At 67.6% G+C, this 17,584-nt stretch carries 23 protein-coding genes; 6 read left to right on the top strand and 17 right to left on the bottom strand.

Features of this window, described 5'->3' with window-relative positions; translation table 11 throughout:
- Nucleotides 1-216: 216 nt before the first annotated feature.
- Complete coding sequence (locus ASE01_RS21185; protein ID WP_056757386.1) at nucleotides 217-1,410, bottom strand: tyrosine-type recombinase/integrase; 1,194 nt, start codon at nucleotides 1,408-1,410, stop codon at nucleotides 217-219.
- A gap of 108 nt (nucleotides 1,411-1,518) precedes the next feature.
- On the bottom strand, nucleotides 1,519-1,788 hold the full coding sequence (locus tag ASE01_RS21180; RefSeq protein ID WP_082606280.1) for a helix-turn-helix transcriptional regulator: 270 nt from the start codon (nucleotides 1,786-1,788) through the stop codon (nucleotides 1,519-1,521).
- 552 nt (nucleotides 1,789-2,340) lie between these two features.
- On the opposite strand from ASE01_RS21180, the gene ASE01_RS21175 reads away from it, so the two are divergent.
- The 6 genes from ASE01_RS21175 to ASE01_RS21155 all read left to right on the top strand — a co-directional run bounded on the left by ASE01_RS21175 (nucleotide 2,341) and on the right by ASE01_RS21155 (nucleotide 4,872).
- Nucleotides 2,341-2,535 (top strand): helix-turn-helix domain-containing protein, encoded by a 195-nt coding sequence (locus ASE01_RS21175; RefSeq protein WP_056757383.1) that lies wholly within the window; start codon nucleotides 2,341-2,343, stop codon nucleotides 2,533-2,535.
- 145 nt (nucleotides 2,536-2,680) lie between these two features.
- Nucleotides 2,681-2,938 (top strand): DUF3263 domain-containing protein, encoded by a 258-nt coding sequence (locus ASE01_RS21170; protein WP_056757381.1) that lies wholly within the window; start codon nucleotides 2,681-2,683, stop codon nucleotides 2,936-2,938.
- A 392-nt stretch (nucleotides 2,939-3,330) separates the two neighbouring features.
- On the top strand, nucleotides 3,331-3,552 hold the full coding sequence (locus tag ASE01_RS21165) for a helix-turn-helix domain-containing protein (RefSeq protein ID WP_056757377.1): 222 nt from the start codon (nucleotides 3,331-3,333) through the stop codon (nucleotides 3,550-3,552).
- An 11-nt stretch (nucleotides 3,553-3,563) separates the two neighbouring features.
- Entirely contained in the window at nucleotides 3,564-4,106 is a 543-nt protein-coding gene (locus tag ASE01_RS21160) for a hypothetical protein (RefSeq protein WP_157537663.1), read from the top strand.
- A 30-nt stretch (nucleotides 4,107-4,136) separates the two neighbouring features.
- Nucleotides 4,137-4,301, top strand: a complete 165-nt coding sequence (locus ASE01_RS24605) for a hypothetical protein (RefSeq protein ID WP_157537662.1) — start codon at nucleotides 4,137-4,139, stop codon at nucleotides 4,299-4,301.
- A gap of 10 nt (nucleotides 4,302-4,311) precedes the next feature.
- Nucleotides 4,312-4,872 (top strand): hypothetical protein, encoded by a 561-nt coding sequence (locus ASE01_RS21155; protein WP_056757371.1) that lies wholly within the window; start codon nucleotides 4,312-4,314, stop codon nucleotides 4,870-4,872.
- Nucleotides 4,873-4,884: 12 nt separating this feature from the next.
- Here the strand turns inward: ASE01_RS21155 and ASE01_RS21150 are convergent, their stop codons facing one another.
- The 15 genes from ASE01_RS21150 to ASE01_RS21080 all read right to left on the bottom strand — a co-directional run bounded on the left by ASE01_RS21150 (nucleotide 4,885) and on the right by ASE01_RS21080 (nucleotide 17,570).
- Nucleotides 4,885-5,064 carry a hypothetical protein gene (locus ASE01_RS21150; RefSeq protein ID WP_056757369.1) on the bottom strand — a complete coding sequence of 60 codons (180 nt, stop codon included), beginning with the start codon at nucleotides 5,062-5,064 and terminating at the stop codon, nucleotides 4,885-4,887.
- A gap of 108 nt (nucleotides 5,065-5,172) precedes the next feature.
- Complete coding sequence (locus tag ASE01_RS21145) at nucleotides 5,173-6,303, bottom strand: hypothetical protein (RefSeq protein ID WP_056757366.1); 1,131 nt, start codon at nucleotides 6,301-6,303, stop codon at nucleotides 5,173-5,175.
- Nucleotides 6,300-6,614 carry a hypothetical protein gene (locus ASE01_RS21140; protein ID WP_056757364.1) on the bottom strand — a complete coding sequence of 105 codons (315 nt, stop codon included), beginning with the start codon at nucleotides 6,612-6,614 and terminating at the stop codon, nucleotides 6,300-6,302. The genes ASE01_RS21145 and ASE01_RS21140 overlap by 4 nt, the downstream gene beginning before the upstream one ends.
- Nucleotides 6,614-6,811 carry a hypothetical protein gene (locus ASE01_RS21135; protein ID WP_056757361.1) on the bottom strand — a complete coding sequence of 66 codons (198 nt, stop codon included), beginning with the start codon at nucleotides 6,809-6,811 and terminating at the stop codon, nucleotides 6,614-6,616. Before ASE01_RS21135 ends, ASE01_RS21140 begins: the two co-directional genes overlap by 1 nt.
- Nucleotides 6,808-7,086: a hypothetical protein gene (locus ASE01_RS21130; RefSeq protein WP_056757359.1), complete on the bottom strand. Its 279-nt coding sequence runs from the start codon at nucleotides 7,084-7,086 to the stop codon at nucleotides 6,808-6,810. Before ASE01_RS21130 ends, ASE01_RS21135 begins: the two co-directional genes overlap by 4 nt.
- An 11-nt stretch (nucleotides 7,087-7,097) precedes the next feature.
- Complete coding sequence (locus ASE01_RS21125) at nucleotides 7,098-7,838, bottom strand: alpha/beta hydrolase family protein (RefSeq protein ID WP_056757357.1); 741 nt, start codon at nucleotides 7,836-7,838, stop codon at nucleotides 7,098-7,100.
- Nucleotides 7,838-8,806 (bottom strand): hypothetical protein, encoded by a 969-nt coding sequence (locus ASE01_RS21120; RefSeq protein WP_056757354.1) that lies wholly within the window; start codon nucleotides 8,804-8,806, stop codon nucleotides 7,838-7,840. Before ASE01_RS21120 ends, ASE01_RS21125 begins: the two co-directional genes overlap by 1 nt.
- 9 nt (nucleotides 8,807-8,815) lie before the next feature.
- Nucleotides 8,816-11,446: a tail fiber protein gene (locus ASE01_RS21115; RefSeq protein ID WP_056757351.1), complete on the bottom strand. Its 2,631-nt coding sequence runs from the start codon at nucleotides 11,444-11,446 to the stop codon at nucleotides 8,816-8,818.
- A complete protein-coding gene (locus ASE01_RS21110; RefSeq protein WP_056757349.1) occupies nucleotides 11,446-15,144 on the bottom strand; it encodes a phage tail tape measure protein in 3,699 nt (1,232 codons plus the stop codon). The genes ASE01_RS21115 and ASE01_RS21110 overlap by 1 nt, the downstream gene beginning before the upstream one ends.
- Nucleotides 15,145-15,269: 125 nt before the next feature.
- Entirely contained in the window at nucleotides 15,270-15,629 is a 360-nt protein-coding gene (locus ASE01_RS21105; RefSeq protein ID WP_056757344.1) for a hypothetical protein, read from the bottom strand.
- Nucleotides 15,630-15,651: 22 nt separating this feature from the next.
- Nucleotides 15,652-16,035: a hypothetical protein gene (locus tag ASE01_RS21100; RefSeq protein ID WP_056757341.1), complete on the bottom strand. Its 384-nt coding sequence runs from the start codon at nucleotides 16,033-16,035 to the stop codon at nucleotides 15,652-15,654.
- 14 nt (nucleotides 16,036-16,049) lie between these two features.
- Nucleotides 16,050-16,469, bottom strand: coding sequence for a hypothetical protein (locus ASE01_RS21095; protein WP_056757338.1), 420 nt, complete (start codon nucleotides 16,467-16,469; stop codon nucleotides 16,050-16,052).
- On the bottom strand, nucleotides 16,469-16,846 hold the full coding sequence (locus ASE01_RS21090) for a hypothetical protein (RefSeq protein WP_056757335.1): 378 nt from the start codon (nucleotides 16,844-16,846) through the stop codon (nucleotides 16,469-16,471). Before ASE01_RS21090 ends, ASE01_RS21095 begins: the two co-directional genes overlap by 1 nt.
- On the bottom strand, nucleotides 16,843-17,232 hold the full coding sequence (locus ASE01_RS21085; protein WP_056757332.1) for a hypothetical protein: 390 nt from the start codon (nucleotides 17,230-17,232) through the stop codon (nucleotides 16,843-16,845). Before ASE01_RS21085 ends, ASE01_RS21090 begins: the two co-directional genes overlap by 4 nt.
- Nucleotides 17,229-17,570: a hypothetical protein gene (locus ASE01_RS21080; RefSeq protein ID WP_056757329.1), complete on the bottom strand. Its 342-nt coding sequence runs from the start codon at nucleotides 17,568-17,570 to the stop codon at nucleotides 17,229-17,231. Before ASE01_RS21080 ends, ASE01_RS21085 begins: the two co-directional genes overlap by 4 nt.
- Nucleotides 17,571-17,584 lie beyond the last annotated feature (14 nt).

The following is a 17,584-nucleotide window of genomic DNA, read 5'->3' as shown; positions in this document are numbered from 1 at the left end:
ACCCCAGCCAAAAGGGCCTTTTGAGGTCATGTCCGCGCAAAGGGCTAGTGCCCCGACGGGCCGTCGGCTCGAGTGTTTGCGCAGGTCAGAGCGCGAATGCTCATGACGCAGCAAAGTCAGGGCGCTTGAGCTTCTTGGGTGCGGTGGCTCAGGGGGTCGCAGATTCAAATCCTGGGCCAGAACACAGCGGCCAGCCGGCGGTCCTGTGTCGGCCCTTCATTGAGTTCGCCGCACGTCCGAGTCCGCACCTGTCGTGGGGATCGCCTCTGCGTCGCGGCCACGGGCGAAGGCAGCGTCGACCGCGACGCGTGTTCGGTCGGCACTCGTAGGCATGAGGTGGGTGTACGTACGGAGAGTGAAACCGGGATCACTGTGTCCCAAATACTCCGAGACGGCACGGATGGATTCACCGGCATCGAGGAGGACGGACGCGTACCAGTGCCGTAATGCGTGCATGCCGTTGTCGCGTGACTGTTCGATTCCAACCTTGGCTTGCCCCAGTCTCCAGACGCGTGTGTTGAAGTAGTTCCGGTTGAGGGCCCCTCTCTCCCGCGTGGTCAACAGGAGGTTGGCAGACACGCCCGTTTCGGATCTGGGCACTTCCTGCGGGAGGCTGACACGTCGGGGCGGGAAGGTCGCGATGTGGCTGCTGAGCTCCGCTGCGACGCTTTCGGGAAGTGGGACTGTTCTGGTCTTGGTGCCCTTGGGGCGACTGAAAGCCAGCTTGTTGCCGTAGTGGACCTGGACCTGGCGTCGCACCTCGACCACACCGCGCAGGAAGTCGACATCCTCAACGGCGAGCCCGAAGATCTCGCCCTGGCGTAGGCCAAGGCCGGATCCAAGTGTGACCGCGATCCGGTACTTCGCGGGAAGGGCGTCATGCATGGCGGCGACCCACTCGGCAGACCAGGGCACAACTTTGCGTCGCGAGGTGCCGGGCCGTGTGACGGAGCTGGCCTTGCACGGGTTCTTGGCGATGAGGTCATCGTCCACGGCTGCGGAGAAGATTGCGGACACGTTGGAGAAGATGACTCGGCGAGTGGTCTCGGCAAGCTCCATGGAGCGAAGCCACTTCTGGATGGTGGACGGTTTGATCTGGCGCAGCTGCAGGTCTCCGATGACTGGGCTGACGTGGAGCCGGAGCCGTATCTCGGTTGCTTCGTAGCTGAGCAGGCTGAAGGTGCGACTTGCGAGCCACTCGTCTGCGTAGGCACGGAACGTGATCCGCCCAGCGTCGACATCGAGGTAGGTGCCGCGCAGCTTGTCTGCCTCGACGGTGCTACGAAAGGCGACCGCCTCGGCTTTACGTCGAAAGGTTTTGCGCCGCTGCCGACCTTCGGGGTCGCGATAGTTGACGACGTAGCGAGGGCTTCCGTCCGCGGCAGGCGTGCCGGCGCCGACGCTAGCCATGTGGGGCGTCGCTTGCCGCGGTTGTTGCTTGGGTCACGCCGGCCAGGGGCCGAATCATGGGGATGGTGGGGGAGAAGTCCAGCCGTTGCGACACGGGGCTGCAGCGGTTCACTGCGCTTCCTCGAGCCTCACTGTCCAGGTGATGACCGTTGCCGCCCGCCAACGCAGATGCTTGCCGACCCGGAATCCCGCTGGCCCGTAGCCTGAGGTACGCCAGGAATAGATGGTCTGCTTGGTCACGCCGAGATAGGCCGCGACGTCGTCGATGTCCCACAGTTCTTGCGCGTCGACCAGCCTCGGGGTGGCGGTTGTCGTGGACCGCCGTCGTGGCCCGAAGGCGCGCGTGACGGCTGTCGGTGTGTTGGATTCGCTCGCCATGGTTCAGCCCCTCCTCGTGGTGCCGACGGCCGCTGGGCCTCTGGACACCAAAGTCGGCGAACGCACCGGGAGCGATCACGGCCACGCTGGATCTTGTGGCCTCGGCGTTGGGTGGCGGGACCGACCCAAGTCGGGCCCCATGGTGGATTGCACACACGGCGCGGAACGGCATCGGTCGCCTGCGGCCGGATCTGAGCCACGGCGTCTGGGCCGGCCAGCGGCGGACATGCCCGCGCCGGGGAAGCCAAAAATGTACCAAAAATGTAACAAGCGAGCGGCTAACAATGGCAAACGCCGCCGAGCGACCAGAAGGTCGCCCGGCGGCGTTTGTGCAGGTCAGAGGCTGTTTCTTGCGGTCGTTCGTGGTTGCTTCACGACCGCAGAAGGCGGCCCGACTAGATGTCGTAATACAGCTCGAACAGTCCTCGCGTGGGTGGCTAGGGGTTGGGGCTGGTGAATACCGGCGCTGACCTGCGGGTTCTTGGGGTGCCACGGGTGGATGCTAGGTGCCTCCAGTTGGACCGGATCGGACAGTAACCGGACAGTAGAACCGTGAAACTCCTGTCGATCACCGAGGCCGCCGACATGCTGTCCTGCTCCCGAGGCCACGTCTACAACCTGGTCGCCGCCGGGGAGTTCCGTGTCGTTGACATCGGGATCGCTGGGCGCTCCAAGACGCGGCTGCCGCAGGAGGACGTCGAGGCCTACGTCCTACGGCGTCTCCGGACCGTCGGCCGCGGAGACTGACGCCAAGATGCGGGCTGCTCGCTCGACTTGGTCAGGCGGGAGGGGTGGCGCCTCCGCAGCGAGCAGGGCGCCGTACTCGGATGGGCTCAGCCGGGGTTCGGTGGTCATCGCACCAGTGTCGGACCCCCTCCGTAGCGTCCGCGGCATGGGTGAACTCACCGACATCGAGAAGGCCATCCTCGACTTCGAGAACCGCGGCTGGTGGAAGTACGCCGGCGCGAAGGAAGGCGCGATCTTCGTCGAGCTCGGTATGTCGTCGACCAGGTACTACCAGCGGCTCAACGTGCTGATCGAGAAGCCGGAGGCGCTGGCATACCAGCCGATGCTGGTGAGGCGCCTGCAGCGGCAACGCGCCGCCCGTCGGCAGCGGCGTTCGACACACCGACTCAGCACGAGCCCCTGAATTTTCTCGTGTAAAGTCGTTGACACCCCTATCGGAAAAGTGTAAACTCTTTTACACAAGAGAAGAGAGGGGGAAAGGGATGACAGATTCCCAGATTGCGATAGCAATCGCTGCCGTCGGAGTGATACTCCAAGGCATCACCATCTGGCAGAACCGCAAGCGGGACTGACCAGAGAGGCCCGGGGAAGAGATAGTTCCCCGGGCCTCAACCCCCATCTTCGCACAAGAGAGGAGCAAGACATGACTGAGAAACTGACCCACCCGAGCGTGCTGGCAACGGCCGTGACGGGCGTCGTCCTAGCGGCGTTGCAGGCTGGACCGGGGCTGCCGTGGTGGACCTGGGCCGCGTGGGCCGTGCTTGGCTGCGTGGCCGTTGGACAGGCGGCACGGGCATGAGCGACGACTACACGCCGGAGGAGGCGAGGCAGCTCCTGCAGCAGATCGGAGCTGGCTTCGCGAAGGCCGAGGGTGAGCGGCAGTTGGCGATGCAGCGACTGCAGGTCAGCATCCGCGCATTCGCCGACGTCGTGCCGATCTCCCAGATCGCAGAGCTGACCGGACTGAGCCGACCGACGGTCTACAAGGTGCTCGAGGAGTGGGGTGGCGGCCGATGATGTCTCCGGAGTTGACCCAGCTTGCAACGCAACTGGCTCAGGCCGTCGCGAAGAACGCGGCCGGTGCGGTGTTCAGCAAGATTACGGCGATGCGTGCGAGGAAGCTCGACCAAGACGTCATGAACGAGCTGGTCGAGCTCGTGAACGACCTGATCGCAGACAAGAACGAGCTCATCGCGATCGCCCAAGGCTTCGAGCAGGAGTTGGTCGCCCAGCAGATTTCAGACGGCGACCTGACCTATATCACGACGAAGCTCATGCCCCTGGTGGAGCAGTTCGCCGTGCTCGCTGACGACGAGAAGTCCGCCGAGATGGTGGATATCGTCAAGGGCCTGGTGACCAAGGAGACGATGACGATCCTCCAGCTGGTGGGCTTCAACTTCCGGCGAGCGATCGGAGAACCCCTCACCACGATGTTGGAGCGAACGCTGCTCAGCAAGGTGCCCGACCGCGGACTGGCCGAGCTACAGCTGCGGCGCGAGACCGCCTACTTCGAGGCGCTGGCAGACCCCGATGCGCGGGAGGTGCTCCGCCAGTTCGGTGGGTCCGAGTAGCTAGTGACAGGGCTGATCAGGCACGTGTGGGTGCGGCCGCCGTTCGCGGTCGTTGACCACCCAGGGCTGCTGCTGTCCTGGCGTGACGGCGAGACGGGTCGGGAGTTCCTCGTGAACTACTGGGTCGAGGTCGACAACCGCGCAGTCACGCAGTGGTTGACGATGGAGCAGGTGCGCCCGGCGCTGACGTCGTAGGCTGCCCGCCATGAAGTCGTCCCGGGCCATGATCGTGCTTCTCTCCGTGATCGCGTTGGGTGTTGTGGCGATCGCCGCTGTGCTCATCGCCACGGCGGTGCAAGACGGCGACGAGCCTGACGCTAGGCCCGAGGTCTTCGAACCGACTGACCTGCCGGACGTGCCAACCCAAGCCATAGCCGGGAACATCAGTATCTACACCAACACGGCGTTCGAGACCATCCCTAACTCGGAGTGGAACCGGTGTGACGGTGAGCCGGAGTGCGACGGCTCAGAGTGCTACGGCGTGGGCGACGCAGAGGGGCTCGGCAGCCAAGCGGAGGTGCTGATCACCGACAGCACTGGCGAGGCGGTCGCCCTTGGTCAGATGGACAGCACCTGGGGGTGGAAGCGAGGAGCGACCGGGGGCGCTTGCATCATGACCTGGTCCGCAGAGGTGCCCGTCGATGAGACCGGCGTGCTGAATGTTCAGCTGGCTGGCGAGCCTGCCTGGACAGTCCTAACAACACTCGCTGAACTGGCGGAGGCCCCCGGGGCCGCAGCTCTCTACCTCGGCGACCTCGACTCGTAGGGCTGGATCGGGCTAGGGGCGGTCGCCGTTACGGACGCCGAACACCCCGCCGCCGGCGACCACGGCCGCAGCGATCGCGGCCCACAGCTCGCCACGGGTCAGGGAGTCGTCGGCGTACCCGACGGCGACCCCGCCAACACCGGCGATGGCGGCGGCCGTGGTGGCCTTGGCGACGTACTTCAGATACTTCACGGTTACTCCTTGAGGTAGCGGGCGAGGGCAAAGCAGGTGAGGGCGAGGCGCAACCCGAACAGCGTCGGCAGGCAGCCGACTTGGTCGAACCGTGCGTCGCCCACGGGCTCAGTAGTTGACGCGCAGGGCGTGGTGGTCGGAGTCGAAGTCCGGGCCAGCGACGACGCGGGGGACGGCCGGTCGTGCGCCGTCGGGGGTGACGATCGCCGGCCGGTAGATGATGTAGTCCGGGCCGTCGCCGCCGGCGAGGATCCGGCCACCGATCGCGTTCGCGGTGCCGAGCGGGGAGAACGGCGCCTTCGAGGTGCGGGACTCGTTGTGGTCCGGGCCGATGTACAGGTCCCAGGTCGGGTTCTTATCGGCCCAGCGGCGCAGGTTCTCGACGACGGCGCGCTTGGCCTCGTCGTTGCTGTCGCGGTTCGGGCCCCAGACTTGGTGCATGTCGACGGTCATGATCCGACGGTCCTCGAAGACGGCCTTCTCGTAGAGCAGGGTGCGACCGTCGATGGTCTTGCCCTGCGGCCCCTTCCACGGGACGCGGACGGTCAGCACGCCGCTCGAGACGTGGCCAGAACGGTGACGGGCGAGGATCGCGGAGGCGGTGCCGAGCTCGCCCTTGCCGGTGATGACCGAGAAGCCGCGGTCCTTGGCGAAGTCGCGGAGCACGGACCAGTGGCCGGAGCACTCGTTGAGGGCGATGACGCGAGCACCGGACTTGTTGATTGCCTCAAGCGCGTTGCGCACCCCGGGGCGGGCGCCGTTGTTCATGTTCCAGAACACGGCGTCGGCCGCGGCAAGGGGCTTGTACGTCGGGACCTTCACGGGTACCTCCCAGCCCCAGGGGGCGGTCGAGTCGTAGCCGGCGGCCCGGGTGGCCACCGAGACGTGGACGTGCTGCTTGTGAGCGTTGACGCCGCCGTAATACCGCCAGCCCTCGCGAAGCCGGTCGGTGGAGATGATCCGGCGGTTGAAGATGACGTAGGCGCCGGAGCCGAGCGCGGGGTGCTTGCCGAGCTTGGACGCGACGAAGGCTGCGAACTCGCCGGCGTCGAAGCCGCCTGCAGGATCGTGGGTGAAGTCGCGAGCCCGCCAGACGCCTGCAGCGTTGGGGTTGTGGTCGGAGTCGCGGGAGGCGTGGTCCGGGTCCCCGATGCCGCCATCCGAGGCCTTGGAGCGTCGTGGGGCGGCGGCGTTGATCTCAGCGAGTGCGACGTCGAGCGAGCGGGCCTGTCGAGTCATCGGGGATCTCCTTGGTTGTGTCGGTCCTTGCGTCGCTCGCGGATCAGCACGACGAGCCGCTGCGCCATCGCGGTCGCGATCAGAAGACGGCCGGTGAGTACGGCGTACTCCCGGCCGGGGTAGTCGGGCCCGAGGACGTAGACAGCCAGCCCGAGGCCGGCCAGGAGCAGCACGCCGAGGGTCAGCACGAGCACCGACTGCCCGAACGGGTGCCGGATCCACGGTTCGCGAACGAAGACCAGGAGGAACGCTCCAGTCACCGCGAGCACCAGCACCGATGACGACGGCAGCAGCACCTCCATGACGCCCATCAGTGACTCCTCGGGTTGTTGTGCAGGCTCAGGAAGAGCTCGGTCAGGTGGTTGCGCTCGCGGATCTCGCGAACCTCCGCGCCGAGTGCGACGTAGAGCGGGGTCTCGGCGCGGGTGCGCTCGAGCTCAACTTCGGCCTGCTGGCGAGCCTGCTCGCCCTCGGTCGGCTCACGTCGCCGACGCCAGAACTTCCTCATGACGCCTCCCGGTCCACTGCGGCCCCGAGTGACCGCATGATCGTGTTGACGGTCTGCCCGACCTCGCCCATGTGGCGCAGCTGGATGTCCTTCTCGAGGAGCTGCTGGTCCTTGATCCGCGACTCCGCACGCCACTCGTTGCGGTCGTGGATGACCTCTTCGTGGGTGGTGCGGGGCACGAGTCGACCGGTGATGATCGCCCACACCGCGAAGCCCGCGAGAGCCCATCCGGCACCAGCGCCGGTAAGCGCCTGCCAAGGGACGTTGTCGAGCATCGTGACTCCTCTCAGACCGTCCGGAGCCAGGACAGGATCGATGGCTGTGCGGCGGCTACGGCGGCGGCTGTGTGCCCGAGGGGGCCGAGGTCCACCCGCTCCGTCTGCGGCCGTGCAGCGACGAACGCCGTGGCCGTGGAGGGTAGGCAGATGGTGTCGTTGGACGCCGTCCACAGCCGGATCGGCACGTCAGGGTCGAGCGCCGCGGCGTACCGCACGGGCGAATGCGTCGGACCCATCGTCGCGTCGTTGTATGGCGCCCCGTAGGCGACCGCGATCTCACTCGGGATCGGCGGCATGGTGTTCAGCGACGCGAGATCGAGCGCCGGGATCAGCCCGGCGTACGCCCGGACCTTCTCAGGGTGGGCGAGGACGTAGCCGAGCCCGCCGAGGTTGCCCATCGATCCGGCGACGATGAAGATCTTCCCGGCCGGCCCGAACGGGGTGATGAGCAGGCTCTCGGCGTAGGCGATCGCCTCGCCAATCGCCTGGACGTGACGGTCACTGCCCCACGCCTGCAACGCGAGGTCGGCCGCGATCACGGGGTTCCGCTGCGCGAGGGCGTCGACGAACGCCCTCTCAAGCGGGGTCGTGAGAAGCCCGGTCGCCGAGCCGCCGGAGCCGTGGCAGTAGACGAGCAGCGTCCGTTCCCCGCGCTGCCCTGCGACAGTGGCCGCGACGTACTGCGACTCGGTCGGGACGGTGGGGGAGTAGCCCTGCCCGAAGACAGCGGCGGTCGCGAGACGGTTCATCAGACCGCCGTGACCATGAGCTGGGCCGGGTAGTTGCCTCCCGGAACGATGACGGCGGTCCCGGACGGGGTCCACATCCGGACGGTGAAGGTGTACTCGACGCCGTCGAGGAGGATCCCTGTCCGCCGCCGGATGTACATGTCGGGCCCGTTGTTGGTGGCTGGTGAGAATCTCGTCCCGATCTGGTTGTCGGTGCTGGCCGGGTTGTTGTCGCGCACGATCATGCAGCTGACGCCAACGTTCGCGGCACCGGAGTTGTAGACGATCGGGGCGTAGAACTCGACGTCGACCGACCGGCCCTTCCCCGTCACGGTGCGCGACAGTCCGGAGATCGCGGCGGCAGCCGCGACACTGGTCGCTGTGCTGGTCATGGGAGGTACCGACGTCGTGCGGTTCGCGGTCCCGAGGTCGATACCTGCCTCGTGCCCCTCGATCTCTCCGGCGACGGCGTCGCTCAGTGCGTCGGAGAACGAGGAGTCGCCAGCGTCGAGCCTGGCGGCCATGGCGTTGGCGAGCTGGACGCCGGTCACGACGTCGGTGACGCCTGCGATCGACTTCACGTAGGGGTTCGGCTCGGCCACTGGCGGGTTGACACCGGCATCGAGGAGCACGTCGAGCGCCACGGGGGAGACGTCTGCCTCGACGATCTGGAAGCGGCGGCTTCGCGAGCGTAGGGCGCCTGTCCAGGTCCCGCTCATCGTGACCTGGCAGGACCAGTTGGTGATCGGAGCGCCGCTCGCGTCGAGCAGGCCTGGCTGATCCACGACCGGGGCCTCGAAGGTGATGAGGCCGTCGACGGGTGCCGGCAGCTTGGCGGGCACTGGCCAGATGGGCTCGCCGGTAGCGGCCCAGACCAGCGGGCGGTCGGTCTTGACCGTGCCGGAGTAGGCCTTGGCGCTGCCGCCCAGTACGTCGATCGGGACGGCGATGGTGACAGTGCGGGTCTGCACGCCTGCGGGAAGGGTCATGGTCGCTCCTCAGGCAGCCCGGATGATGAACCAGAGCGACAACCACGGGTTGAGGATGTCGACGGGATCGTGCGTGGTGGCGTTGGCCTGGGTGCCGCCCAACGGCCCAGCGACCGCGTTACCGAGCGCGATGTTGGTGCCGCCGCCGGTGTTCGCCCCGGCCTGCCGGGCGATGCCGTGAACGTGGGGCGGGAGATTGTTCGCGGCGAGGGTCACCGACGGGGCGCCGCCGGTGGTGCCGCGCGCCTTCGTGCCGGCGCCGATCGGGAACCGGTCGGTGAGGTTCGGGACGCTGAAGTTCGCTCCCGCGCCGCCGAAGGTGTAGCCGATGACCGCGAAGAGATAGGGGTAGTCGGCGACGGCGTGTGACGAGCCGTCGCAGAGCAGCTTGGTCGTGGGGATCTGGTCCACGGGACCGGCGAAGAGCTCGACCACGCCGACGTCGGGTCGGGCGCCTGACTGCACGGGGGGCTGCACGGTGGGCTGAGCAACGCCGCCGTCCTCGGAGAAGCGCAGGGTCAGGAGCCACTTCGTGGTGTCGATCGTGTGATCGATGCCCGTCACGCGCAGGGTGTCGTCCACGCCGAGCTGGTCGAGCACGACATTCACCTCGTCGTACAGGTCGCGCAGCGCGTGCGCCTCGAGTCGTTCGACAGTGTCGATCGGGATCGTGATCGAGTTGACGCGGATACGCGGTTGCACGTTCGCTGTCAGGATGGTCGCGGCCAGGGCATCCACGGCTGCGGAGTCCAGCCCGGTGACGGTGAACTCCTTGCGGTACCGGCCCCACTCCTCGACCGAGGCGGCGTCTACGTAGGGGCCGTAGACAGTCTCGATGGTCGAGCCGTCCGTGCCCGCAGACTGCACAGTGATCTGGACTTCGTTGATCGCATCCTTGGTGGAGAAGGACAGGTCGATCGAGCTGTACGCCGACTCATTGAGCAGGACGGGCGAGCCGGAGGCGATCTCGTCGCGGTCCCACACATTCAGCACACCTACGCGGGAGACCCACGCAAAGCCCAGGGCGGTGTCGCGGGTGAGGGCCACCTGGTCGAGGGCCTTGGCAGACTCGTTATAGGTCGTCACCGGGGCGGTCGCGATCTGGTTGCCGGATCCGTTGACCGACCATGGGACGCCTGCGCCCTCGAGCACGAAGGGCAGTGCGGGGATCGTTGCGACGCCCTCAGGGCGGCCGGCGTTGGCGAGGATCTGAGTGGGGTCGACGATCACGACCTCGATCCGGGCGCGCTTGCTCTCTGGGACCTTCGGGTCCTTGAGCTCGTAGGTGACGTCGGCCTCGAGCAGCTTGCCGCCCAGGATCGTCTCCCAGCCGCCGTCCACCAGACTCGACAGTCGCGCGCGTTTGCCCGGGCGGATCAGGGTTGATTGCGATGGGTCCAGCTCGCTGGAAAGGATGGTGGCGCCGAGACGGCCCACGTTAAGCCCCTCGCGGGAGATCCGGATCTGGTGCGAGTCGGGGAGGACGTCGAAGTACGACACCGGCGCGATGTAGGGCAGGTTGCTCGAGATCGCTGTCGACGTCGACGCGTTCGCCGCGCCGGTCCAGTCGTACTCCCACCCGCCGGCGTCGGCCGTGGAGCCGTCGAAGTAGGCCTCGACCGTCGAGGCCTGCTCGAGCATCACCGCGTCGAAATAGCAGACCTCCGTCAATGGCATCCCAGACGGGCCCTCCAGCACTGCCCAGATCTGCACGAAGGTCGCGGTCGGTGGGCTGATGACGGTGTTCGACAAAGTCGACCAGGCGTTCGCAGCGGCGGCGGCCGAGATCGTCCTTGAGGAGACGAAGGTCGCGCCGTTGTACCAGTTCGCGACCAAGCTCGCGCTTCGCCCGGCGACCGTCGGCCGGAAGCGAGCCTGCAGCGTGTAGGACGTGTTGCCGACGACCGGGAACATCGGGTCGCTCCGGACGGTCACAGGCGAGCCTGGGCTGCTCGTCTTCGTCGCCTTGAGGCTCCGGGATCCGACAGCCGCGAAGTCGGTGCTGCTCGCCAGGGTTGCGGTCGAGGCGAGCCATCCGGTCGTGTTGGTCTCGAACGACGGGTTCGTCACCAAGTTGACCCGCAACGAGCCGAGCTCATCCGACGTGGCTGCTTTGGCGACCGTTGCCTCGTTGAAGTTCAACGTGTGCGCGCCGACGTGATTCGTCCCGGTGTTCGTGGCGAACAGGTCGAACCTCAGACGGACGTAGGCAGTCGATGCGGGAGCCTGCGCCGGCGCGAGAGTCGTGCGACCACCGTTCCGCGCGAGGTAGGGAGTCTGCGGTGCGGCAGACAGGACGGCCTGACTCGCGTCGAGCCACTCGAACCGGGCACGGAACCAGCCGCCCGGGACGTTGCTCGGGGGAAGGCCGATCTGCCCGGACAGCGCGACCCATGACGCTGACGCCCACTGGCCTGCGTTGATGGGCATGGCCTCGGAGTAGAAGTACGACGCACCCGCCAGGAGGTTGACGAATCCGAGCTGCCCGCTGAAGGCCTGCATGAACGAGCTGCCGAGCGGCGTCACCCAGCCCCACCCGCCCAGCTCGCCGGAGGGGTTCTGCAGCATGTTGGACAGGCCGTCGGTGTCGGTCTCGACCTCGAGGCGGACGAAGTCGACAGTCTTGAACTGCTGGGCCATCAGAACGTCACCCCGCGCACGCCGTTGGATCGGGCGTAGTCGAGGTCCGCCTGAAGCGAGGCACCCCGCGAGAGTCGGTCAATCTGCTCGGCGGTCAGCCGGAGCTCCACGCGGATTGGCTGGTCCTGAGCGAAGCCGGCCCGCTTGGCGTAGGTGTCGAGTGCCGGTGTGCCGAAGCCCTTCTGCAGCGACGTCGCCGCACTCCTGCCGACCCGCTGCACGTAGCTGTCGTCGATGCCCTCGTCGAGTCCCTTGGTGACGTTGGCACCGATGCCAGCGAACACGCGCGAGGGCGACCGGATGCCTAGGGCCTTCTTCACAGCCGCGACCAAGCTGTTCGCCAGGCGTACGGCGGCGGCGTCGAGGGTCTTGGCCTCCGCCTCCAGCCCCCGCACGATGCCCTGGGCGGCCTGCACGCCGGCGCCGTAGTACTTGTCCGCCATCGCGTTGCCGAGCTGGGAGCCGGTCAGGGCGAGTTGTGCCTGGAGTGCGTTGATCTCGGTGATCGCCGCGGCACCACCGGAGGCGATCGCTTCAGCCGTGGCGAGGGCGGCCTCCGGGCCCGCGTCGAGCATCTGCTGGATGGATGCTCGGGAGAGTCCCTTCTTCGTGAGGTCCTGGATCAGCAGGGCGAAGCGCTGGGCGTTGGCCACCTTGTTCTTGAGCTCGGTCAAGAGGGTCGTGATCGAGACCGTGCCGTCGTCGCTGCGGCCGAGCTGCGTGACGTCGCCCGTGGTGGTGATCGCGGTCTTGATCGTGGCGGCGTAGTCCTTGTACTCCTCGGTCAGGAGCTTGAGCTTGTCGCGGGCCGCCTCGAGCCGGGCGTTGACCCGGTCCTGCGCCCTGGCGTTGTCGCGCAGCGCCTTGTACTGCGAGGCGTACCGCTTCAGCAGGGCCTTCTCGCGCGCGGTCTGCTTCTTGCCGGTGATCGACTTCTCGATCTGCGCGGTGATCTTCGACAGCGCGGCGTCGACTCCGGCCGAGCCCTTCACGACGCCCGCGAGAACCGAGTCCATCAGCTGCTGCCCAGCGGTCCGTGCCCGGGGCTGTGAGGCGCGGAGACCCGCTGCCAGGCCCTCGCCGAGCATCTCGCCCAGGTAGCGGGTCTTCCGTGACGGGGACTGGATCTGCCCCGCGGTCTGGGCCGATTTGATGGCAGCCGACACCATGCCCGCGGAGCGTGCGGCGATGGGGCTGATCCACCGACCGAGCCCGGCGTACATGCCAGAGCCGAGGTTGCTGCCCACACGGTCACCGCCAGTGCGGGCCGTCCCCACCAGAGTGTTGATCTGGCCAGAGAGCGCACCGCGGAACCCCGCGAGGTTCGGCTTGGGCGCGGTGCCCACGCCGTCGCTGAGCGCCTTGCCGGCCTTCGCACCCTCCTTCTTTGCCTCGGGAGCGAGCTCGGTCATCCGTCGCGCGATCGCTTGGATCTTCTTGACCGAGGCCTCGGCCCCGGTCAGCTGGAGCACGGTCTTGATCTGCTTCGGCGTGAGCTTGTAGGAGACGGCCAGGTTCGCGATGTCGCGGGCGGACTGGACCGCGTTCGACGTGATCTTGGTCTGGACCTCTTCGGGGATCCGGTTGGCGATCGCGGCGAGCTCGATGGTCGCCTTGGTGGCCTCACGGAGTTCGCCGGTCTCGCTCTCGATGCCCTTGACCAGCCGCTTGCGATCCGCGATCTCCTGCTGAATCGCCTTGCCGGTGAGGCTCTGCTCGTTGGCGCGAGGGTCGGCCTTCAGCGCCTCGATGGCGGACCGCTGGTCCTTCAGGATTCCCGTCAGCTCGCCGCGGGCCTTCTTCTCTCCGAGAATGCCGTCGACCAGCGTCTGCTTCGACACGCCGAACTCCGCGGCGGACTTCAGCAGGTCTGAGTTCTGCAGGTCCTGGGCGATCATCTCGCGGGTTGCGGCAGTGGTCGCGGCCGTCACCTTGTCCAGGGTTGCGGCGTAGTTCTCCCACGTCGTCTGGCTGTCCTTGGCTGCCTTTTCGGCGGAGCCGGTAGCCGACTTGAGGCTCATCAACAGGCCGGCCGCGCCCACGAGGGCCCCACCCCATGGACCTGCTACCGAGAACCCGAACGCGGCAGCGCCCAGTGTGGTCATGAGGACCTTGGTCTTGTCGTTGGTCGAGCTCATACCCTGCGAGAGCGCCAGCATGCCGCCAATGCCGGCGACGCTTCGAGCGGCGCCGCCGAAGCCGTGCAGCGCTGCCTGCGCCTTGCCGATGGCGCCGGTCGCGTAGGTCATGGCTGCGCGGTTCTGAGCGAGCTTCTGACCGAACGTGAGCATCGAGACCCCCGCCGCTGTCGCTCGGGCCTGCACGAGACCGAAGCCGGCCGCGAGTCGGGGCATGACGAGGGCGGCGATGCCGACCTGGACGCCGATGTCCTTGATCGGTCCCGGCAGCTCGTCGACGAAGTTGACCAGTCCAGCGACTGCGTCAGCAGTGGTCTCGAGAGCAGGAAGGAAGACATCGTCGAAGACCCGAGCGACGACGTCGCCCTCGCCCGCAAGGTTGCTCAGGGCCTCGGTGATCTCCTTCGCCGCGGGGACGAGGGCGCGCGCGATGTCCTTGCCGGCCTTGATGCCGGCCTCCATCGCGGGTACCAGCTTGTCGTCGAGGGCGTCCGCACCAGCGGAAACGGCCGGCGCGAGTTCCTGGCCGAGTCGGAGCTTCGCGGTCTCGACCGAGCCCGCCAAGCGCTCGAGGGCTCCCTCGGTGCCGGACATGCGCGCGGTCGCCAGCTTCTGCGCGGCGCCCTGGTCCTTGGTGGCCTGGGTGTAGTCCTTGAGGCCGTCGGCGCCGGCGTTGACCAGCGCGTTGACGGCGGCGATGGTCGAGGCGTCGTTGCCGAAGATCGCGCTGATCTTCGTCTTCCGATTGGCCTCGCCTCGGACCTTGCCGAGTGCTCCCTGCAGCTCTCCGGCGATCTGGACGATGTTCTTGAAGTCGCCGTTGCTCTTGACGAAGTTGAGGCCCAGCTCCGACATCGCTGTGCGGGCTCGGTCGGTCTGGGGGACGAGCCGGTTGAAAACGGCGGCCAGCGACGTGCCTGCCACGGAGCCGTCAAGGCCGGCATCACTGAGGGCCGCGAGCGCCGCGGCGGTCTCGTTGACCGAGAGGCCGATGCCCGCGCCGGCGGAGCCGACCAGCTTCAGGGACTCGCCGAGCGAGGCGACCGAGGAGCGCGAGGCGTTGCTGGCTCCGGCGAGGGCGTTGACCACCACGGAGGACTGGTTGGCCCGGAGGCGGAACTGCGCGAGCGATGAGGTGACGATCCCCGCTGCCTGCGCCAGGTCGAGGCCTTCGGTCGCAGCGAGGTTCATCACCTCGGGCACCGCAGCCATGATCTTCGCCGTGCTGAGGCCGGACTTGCCGAGCTCGAGCATGGCGTCGGCGGCCTCGCCGGCGGAGAACGAAGTGTCCTGGCCGAGCCGGACCGCCTCGTTGTTCAGCAGCTTGATCTGCTCGCTCGAGGCTCCGGTCGATGCCTGGATGAGCCGCATCGAGGTCGAGAACTTCCGCTCGGCGTCAACCGCGCTGGCAGCGAAGCCTGCGATTCCACCGGTGAGGAGGCCAAGGCCGATGCCCTTGACCACACTGCCGAGCTGCTCGAACGCGCTGGCCACGAGCTCGGTCTCACGGCGCGCCTGGCGACCGTTGGCGAGGATCGCGATGCGGATTGGTCCGGCCACTGGTCACCTCCTGTTGGGCGTCGTCACGAGATCGAGAAATGCGTCCCGCTCGAGGCGGGTGAGCGACCGGTAGATGTCGACCGACTGTCGAGTCATCAAGCACCAGGCCGCCTGGTCGTAGGCCCTCAGGCGGAGGGCGATTCGTCTTTTCCCTCGGGGCTGTCCGTGTCCTCGTCGGCGTCGTCGTCCTCGTCGTCGTCGAAGAACCGCGCGTTGACCTCGTCCAGACGCATGGCCATCACGGTCTTGTGGGCCTCGGCGGCCTTCGTGCCGGTGCGCGTCTCGACCACGAAGAGCAGGGCCCGGCCGGCCTTGGAGAGAGCCGAGGCCATCAACCGGCCGATCGGCTCGCCGAATCGCTCCTCGATGGCGATCTCCTCGTGGCCGGTGAGGCTGGCGACCGTCTCGGAGAAGGAGACCTTCGTGCTGGTCGAGGCGCTGTCGTCGGCGGTCTCGGCCGGTGGCGTTGCGGTGCTGGTGCTCATGGTGATCCGTTCCGTTCGGTGCTCAGGCCAGCCCGCGGGCGCGGATGCTGGCGTTGATGTTCTGCTCGAGGACGCGTAGGGCGTAGGGCTGCAGCTCGTCGTCGGCTCGCTGCATGAAGCCCGATGCCTGGATGCCGCGGGCGGCCCAGCCGTAGTTGATGGGGCCGGCGTACGGCACTGCCGTCCGGCCGGCCGCCACAACGGCCTTGTTGCGTGCCCGGTTGCCGCGGATGTCTCCGGCGAGGCGCCCGGTCCGGCGCGGTGCGTGGCGTGCGGCCACGATGGCGCCGAACCGGGCGATCTCGGAGAACGCTCCCTTGAGGTCCTCGACCTCGAGACCCATGGCGATCAGATCCCGCACGACGCCGTTCAGGCCGTCGATCCGGATGCTGACGTACTCGCTCATGGGTCAGGCGGCTCTCAGGCCGAGACCAGAGTCGGCTTGGCGGTGCAGGGGAAGGTGACCTCGATAGTCATCTTCGCCGTGTTGGACTTGTTGGCCTCGCCACCGAGCAGGTCACCGTCGGGCTCGGTGATGGTGGCGGTGCCCTCGAAGTGCGGCTCGCCGGCGGTCGGCGCTGCGTTGCCGTAGGGCATCACCGTGTAGGGCACGTCGGTGCCGGCGCTGTCGAAGATCTCGCGCCACAGCGTGCCCGCCGCGGCGTCCTGCACGAGCGTGATCACGAGGGCGTAGTCCCGGGCTCCGCCGTTGGCGGCGTCCTCGAAGGTGACGAAGTCCGAGTCGGCCTCGCCCGAGGTGATGCGGACGTTGGAGACCTGCGGGGTGTAGTTCGTCCCGTCGATCTCCAGCTTGAGCTTGCGCGTTCCGATGGCGGCCATCAGCGGTTCTCCTTCTTGTTGGTGTCGGCCGGCGTGGCAGCCGTCTTCTTCGCCGCGCGCTTGCGGCGAGGCTTGGGGGAGGAGTCCTCGACCGGCTCGGCACGGCGCCGGCGGCTCCAGCGCTGCTCGAGCTCGCGCACACCGTCTCCCTGGACTCCGATCCGCTCGACGGTCTTCGACGTCGAGGTGGTCAGGTTGTGCACCACGCGGGCCAGGAGTGCCTCGTCGGCCTCGGCCGGACGCGGGGAGGGGAGGTCGAGCACCGAGCGCTGTGCGGCGCGCTCAGCGGCCAGCACAGCGGTCACCCGCTCGTCGTCCCAAGCGCCGGCGATGCTGTTTTCGGCGAGGTGCTTGAGGGTGTCCTCGATGGTGATCACGGAGCCTCCAGAAGGTTGACGGCCACCGAGAGGTGTACGGCGGCGGCGAGGTGGGTCTGCTGGTTGACGCGGATCTGGCCCGGCTCGTCAACCGTGTCGATGACGTGAGGACTGAAGTCGATGGCGAGGACCTTCAGCAGCAGCTCGTCGAGCGCATCGGCCTCGACCTCGTTGACACCGGCGGCCACCACCAGGCCGAGGCGGTGGCGGACCACGGCCTCGCCGAAGGCCAGGTCGGCGCCAGCCTCGAAGCTGATGTACGGCTCGTCGGGGGCCGCGTAGACGAACGGCGGCGTGACCTTCTCCGGCACGATGGTGAAGGCGAAGAGGTCTGCCTCGGTGAGCTTGTCGCGCAGCTCGGTCCGGAGCTGGGAGAGCGCGCTCATGCGATCACCGGCCCCACGTAGAGCTCGAGCACCCTGCGGGCCCCGCGCAGCGGATCGCGGCTGACGCGGATCGGCGTTGAGGAGATCTCACCGTTGCCGACGTCGAACTCCTGGTTGGCGATGCCGTTGGGAGCCTTCGAGGTGTGGAAGGCGTCCGCGGCGGCGACCCGTACCGCGCGGTCCAGGACGGTCGGCGGGAGGTCGGTGTCGAGCACGTCGTTGTCGGCGAGGTACGTCGTGATGTCCTCCACGGCCTCGGCAAGGCAGCGCTCCAGCAGTGCGTCGTCGCCAGGTCCGGCACCGACCTCGGTGCGGAGCTGTTCCTTGGTGACGGCCACGGCGGTGCCTTCCT

This window comes from Nocardioides sp. Root190 (assembly GCF_001428565.1).
GTDB lineage: Bacteria > Actinomycetota > Actinomycetes > Propionibacteriales > Nocardioidaceae > Nocardioides.
This window is presented reverse-complemented; position numbering and strand designations above follow the sequence as displayed.

What these genes read in the sequence shown, in the direction of transcription:
- ASE01_RS21185 (WP_056757386.1), bottom strand. Translation starts at nt 1,410, where the DNA reads ATGGCTAGCGTCGGCGCCGGCACGCCTGCCGCGGACGGAAGCCCTCGC.
- ASE01_RS21180 (WP_082606280.1), bottom strand. Translation starts at nt 1,788, where the DNA reads ATGGCGAGCGAATCCAACACACCGACAGCCGTCACGCGCGCCTTCGGG.
- ASE01_RS21170 (WP_056757381.1), top strand. Translation starts at nt 2,681, where the DNA reads ATGGGTGAACTCACCGACATCGAGAAGGCCATCCTCGACTTCGAGAAC.
- ASE01_RS21165 (WP_056757377.1), top strand. Translation starts at nt 3,331, where the DNA reads ATGAGCGACGACTACACGCCGGAGGAGGCGAGGCAGCTCCTGCAGCAG.
- ASE01_RS21155 (WP_056757371.1), top strand. Translation starts at nt 4,312, where the DNA reads ATGAAGTCGTCCCGGGCCATGATCGTGCTTCTCTCCGTGATCGCGTTG.
- ASE01_RS21145 (WP_056757366.1), bottom strand. Translation starts at nt 6,303, where the DNA reads ATGACTCGACAGGCCCGCTCGCTCGACGTCGCACTCGCTGAGATCAAC.
- ASE01_RS21140 (WP_056757364.1), bottom strand. Translation starts at nt 6,614, where the DNA reads ATGGGCGTCATGGAGGTGCTGCTGCCGTCGTCATCGGTGCTGGTGCTC.
- ASE01_RS21135 (WP_056757361.1), bottom strand. Translation starts at nt 6,811, where the DNA reads ATGAGGAAGTTCTGGCGTCGGCGACGTGAGCCGACCGAGGGCGAGCAG.
- ASE01_RS21130 (WP_056757359.1), bottom strand. Translation starts at nt 7,086, where the DNA reads ATGCTCGACAACGTCCCTTGGCAGGCGCTTACCGGCGCTGGTGCCGGA.
- ASE01_RS21125 (WP_056757357.1), bottom strand. Translation starts at nt 7,838, where the DNA reads ATGAACCGTCTCGCGACCGCCGCTGTCTTCGGGCAGGGCTACTCCCCC.
- ASE01_RS21120 (WP_056757354.1), bottom strand. Translation starts at nt 8,806, where the DNA reads ATGACCCTTCCCGCAGGCGTGCAGACCCGCACTGTCACCATCGCCGTC.
- ASE01_RS21115 (WP_056757351.1), bottom strand. Translation starts at nt 11,446, where the DNA reads ATGGCCCAGCAGTTCAAGACTGTCGACTTCGTCCGCCTCGAGGTCGAG.
- ASE01_RS21105 (WP_056757344.1), bottom strand. Translation starts at nt 15,629, where the DNA reads ATGAGCACCAGCACCGCAACGCCACCGGCCGAGACCGCCGACGACAGC.
- ASE01_RS21100 (WP_056757341.1), bottom strand. Translation starts at nt 16,035, where the DNA reads ATGAGCGAGTACGTCAGCATCCGGATCGACGGCCTGAACGGCGTCGTG.
- ASE01_RS21095 (WP_056757338.1), bottom strand. Translation starts at nt 16,469, where the DNA reads ATGGCCGCCATCGGAACGCGCAAGCTCAAGCTGGAGATCGACGGGACG.
- ASE01_RS21085 (WP_056757332.1), bottom strand. Translation starts at nt 17,232, where the DNA reads ATGAGCGCGCTCTCCCAGCTCCGGACCGAGCTGCGCGACAAGCTCACC.